The sequence below is a fragment of the Enterococcus sp. genome (assembly GCF_022711995.1).
Taxonomy (GTDB): domain Bacteria; phylum Bacillota; class Bacilli; order Lactobacillales; family Enterococcaceae; genus Enterococcus_D.
The window spans coordinates 1-2,969 of record NZ_JALAHI010000046.1; the positions used below are offsets into that span (position 1 = coordinate 1).

The window sequence follows — 2,969 nt, forward strand, 5'->3', positions numbered from 1 at the left end:
ATTATAATGAGTAAAATAAAAAAATTTATTGCTGATGAATCAGAAAGAGATCCGGAATTTAAAAAATTAGTAGAATTGGAAAACGAGAGATTGGAGTTTGCTCTTCAGCTTGCTGAGTTAAGAAAGAGTGTTGGACTAACACAAAGTGAATTAGCAAAGATTATCGGCAAACCGCAGTCGACCATATCCCGAATTGAGACGGGTGAAATGAATCCATCAATAGAATTGATATTCGAAATATCAAAGGGATTAGGAAAAAAATTTGTCCCGATATTTAAATAGGCTGCTGACTTTGCATTATGCAACGTCAGCAGCCTGTTGATTTAAAAGAAGTTGATCAAATTCTTTTTGATTTATTCGCCAGATTTGGCAGTAATAGTAGGGACCGTCAACTGTGGTGATTAGGTATCACGTACCATCAAACGTTTTTTTATTATTGAATAGAAAATAGACGCTACCCAAAAAATATAAAGAAAAGGTTAAGAACGAAAAATTCGCTCTTAACCTCTTTCTTTATATTACCATAAAAAGCACTTAAATTCAAGATTGCGTTTTCTGTCTATCGGTGCTATTTAGTCTGTGAAAGGAGAGAAAGCGATATGTTGAATTGTGATATGATGTTATTTAATTCGGATGAAAAACGTCAGTTGACCCAGAAAATCAATCAGGCGCTTCGGATCAATAATCAGTCCTTTGCCCTGTCAGTCGCTGAGGTCGAGCAGGTTCTGGATAGTCGGAGACAGGCATTGATAGAGCATCATTTAATCGATTTTAATCTAACGAATACGTTGCATTGCATGGAACAGATAGCCAAAGACCGGCGGATGTCAAAGTCAGAGTACGTGAGTACAGTAGAAATACTACAAGAAAGCTTCTATTACTTGCACAGCCTTCAATCAGTGGAAGACGAAAAGATCTGGTCATTCATTTGGGCTATCTACGAAAAATTTGCTGGCAACTTGGAATATGTTCAAGGGTATATTGAAGATTTTCCAGAAGTTCGGGAGGTGGATGATATCGATGGATCAACTTATTTCTACTGAAAATTTTGAGCAACTCTTGCTTCAGCAGGTACAGAGACGGCTGAGTGGGAGCAGTTTGTTAGCAGTGGATGAAGTCGAAACGATACGCCAGTCCATTTTGTTTGTGATGGCTCATGCCAGAGAAGGTCACTCGGCGGAAGATCGTTTTGAGGATGGCAAGCAGGTGTTGGCTTCCAAGCTAGTTGAGGTTAAGAAACTCTACCAAGAGCTTAGGCGAACCTATCAAGACTTCGGAATAGAATCATTGAAGGGAACGATAGTGGAACTGGGGGATTTTTTTGCCAACTATGATATAGACTATGATGCGACTGTTTCTGGCTCAGGATGGATTGATTATCAGCTGGCGAATCCTGTGGATGATCTTCAGTACAAGGGGATCGATTTTGTCGAGCAATATATACGAAGGTTGACTGTGGAAAATGAGTTTGTGGCACATATTCCCACCAAGCAAGTTTTGCGGTTGCTGGAAAATTATACCCACAAGCTGGGCTTTGATTACCGAATGGATATTAATAACTTATATCAAATTGTCTTCGATCAATGGGTTGCTAAAGTGATCGCGCATACAACTGGGACGACGCTATTGATGACGGAACCAGAGGCAGAATTTGTCTATAGCTGTATAAAGCAGAACAAGATTCCAGATGAACTGGTGCGACTATTGGAAAATCAACCCTATCATAAACAGACTTTTCAGCGGTTCATTCAGCGAATCCAATCGATAGATACCGTGGCATCCTTGAGGAATGCCTTAATCATGGAAGCAGAACAAGCAACCTTAATTTTAACACCAGCGATGTCTGAAGTAGCGTTCAATCACAAAATGGCGCGCTATCAATTAGTGACGACAGAAGCAGAACAGGTCGACTTCCTGCTGCATGAGATCCCTTCACCCTATGATCTTTTAGAATTTTTAGAAGAGAAACCAGTACCAATGTCGTTTTACCAGCAGCTTTCCTTTGATCAGGGATTAGGATTGATACTGGTAGTGAATCAGTTTCAGGAAGAGCGGTTGAAGAGCTGGGAGGAAATCCTTTGTTCGAGCCACAGAGGATTGAAACGATTTGTGGAAGGACTGGAAGCAGCGCAAAGAGATAAAATTACTGATGCATTGAATCATCTGACGATTGGCGAACGAGATTTTTCTTGATTTGTTGCGCAGATGATTGAAAAAAAGATGTGTCGAGAAAATAGTAATTGGCTCCCTATAATGCCCTTGCGAAAGAAAAGCTCTGCTTTATCGAAGGCATCGTAGGGAGCCCATTCTACTGATCGAGGAAAAGTTTATTTTTTCAAGGTATACCCTTGATCCAATAACATCTTTTCCGTTCGTTCCATACTGATGCCATTTGACGTATCGCCTTCAAAGCTGACTCCTGGTAATTGTTTTGCCGCTTCGTAATCTAAGTCAGTGTAATCGATCGTCAATGATTCGGTCGCTTCATCGTCTCCGTAATCAATCGAGTAATCGATGCCTTTGATTGCTTTATACTGCTTGGCAATCGGGTCCAATAATTGCTGTGCTTCCTCTTTGGTAGAGACACCAATAGAAGAATACGGCATGACATTATTGGCAGTTTGTTTTTTCACTTCGTCTCCTTCGTAATTGAAGACCAACTCCATTTGAACCCCATTTTGCTCATTCGTAAATGTCTTGTTTTTTTGATTTGACCCGCAACTTGCCAAAAAGACAATCCCCAACAACGCTATAAATCCAACCACTGCTTTTTTCATTTTATCCCTCCTTTTTTTCATGATAGTACACTCCATTTGCTAGAGCTATTCATATGCTCAAAAGTGGGAAGCAGCTGAAGGGATTCTCTTGAAACAAAATGATAATTGGGTAAAAAAGTTCGTGAATTTTTTCTCGAATTTTCAGAAGTCATTTTGTTATTATAAATAAAAAAAGGAAAGAAGCAGGACTGA

Annotated in this window: 4 protein-coding genes; 3 read left to right on the top strand and 1 reads right to left on the bottom strand. The window is 39.8% G+C overall.

The genetic code is table 11. The annotated features are described in order from the left end of the window. The 3 genes from Q0A12_RS04435 to Q0A12_RS04445 all read left to right on the top strand — a co-directional run. Nucleotides 1-282 (top strand): helix-turn-helix transcriptional regulator (locus Q0A12_RS04435; protein ID WP_291291466.1); only part of this gene is annotated, 282 nt, incomplete at its 5' end. A 317-nt stretch (nt 283-599) separates the two neighbouring features. Beyond that, complete coding sequence (locus Q0A12_RS04440) at nt 600-1,043, top strand: DUF6323 family protein (protein ID WP_291291467.1); 444 nt, start codon at nt 600-602, stop codon at nt 1,041-1,043. Next, complete coding sequence (locus tag Q0A12_RS04445; RefSeq protein ID WP_291291468.1) at nt 1,021-2,193, top strand: DUF6179 domain-containing protein; 1,173 nt, start codon at nt 1,021-1,023, stop codon at nt 2,191-2,193. The genes Q0A12_RS04440 and Q0A12_RS04445 overlap by 23 nt, the downstream gene beginning before the upstream one ends. 134 nt (nt 2,194-2,327) lie before the next feature. Here the strand turns inward: Q0A12_RS04445 and Q0A12_RS04450 are convergent, their stop codons facing one another. After that, entirely contained in the window at nt 2,328-2,777 is a 450-nt protein-coding gene (locus Q0A12_RS04450) for a YehR family protein (protein ID WP_291291469.1), read from the bottom strand. Nucleotides 2,778-2,969 lie beyond the last annotated feature (192 nt).

Bases quoted from the DNA above. Each gene is read 5' to 3' on its own strand.
- Q0A12_RS04445 (WP_291291468.1), top strand. From the start codon at position 1,021: ATGGATCAACTTATTTCTACTGAAAATTTTGAGCAACTCTTGCTTCAG.
- Q0A12_RS04440 (WP_291291467.1), top strand. From the start codon at position 600: ATGTTGAATTGTGATATGATGTTATTTAATTCGGATGAAAAACGTCAG.
- Q0A12_RS04450 (WP_291291469.1), bottom strand. From the start codon at position 2,777: ATGAAAAAAGCAGTGGTTGGATTTATAGCGTTGTTGGGGATTGTCTTT.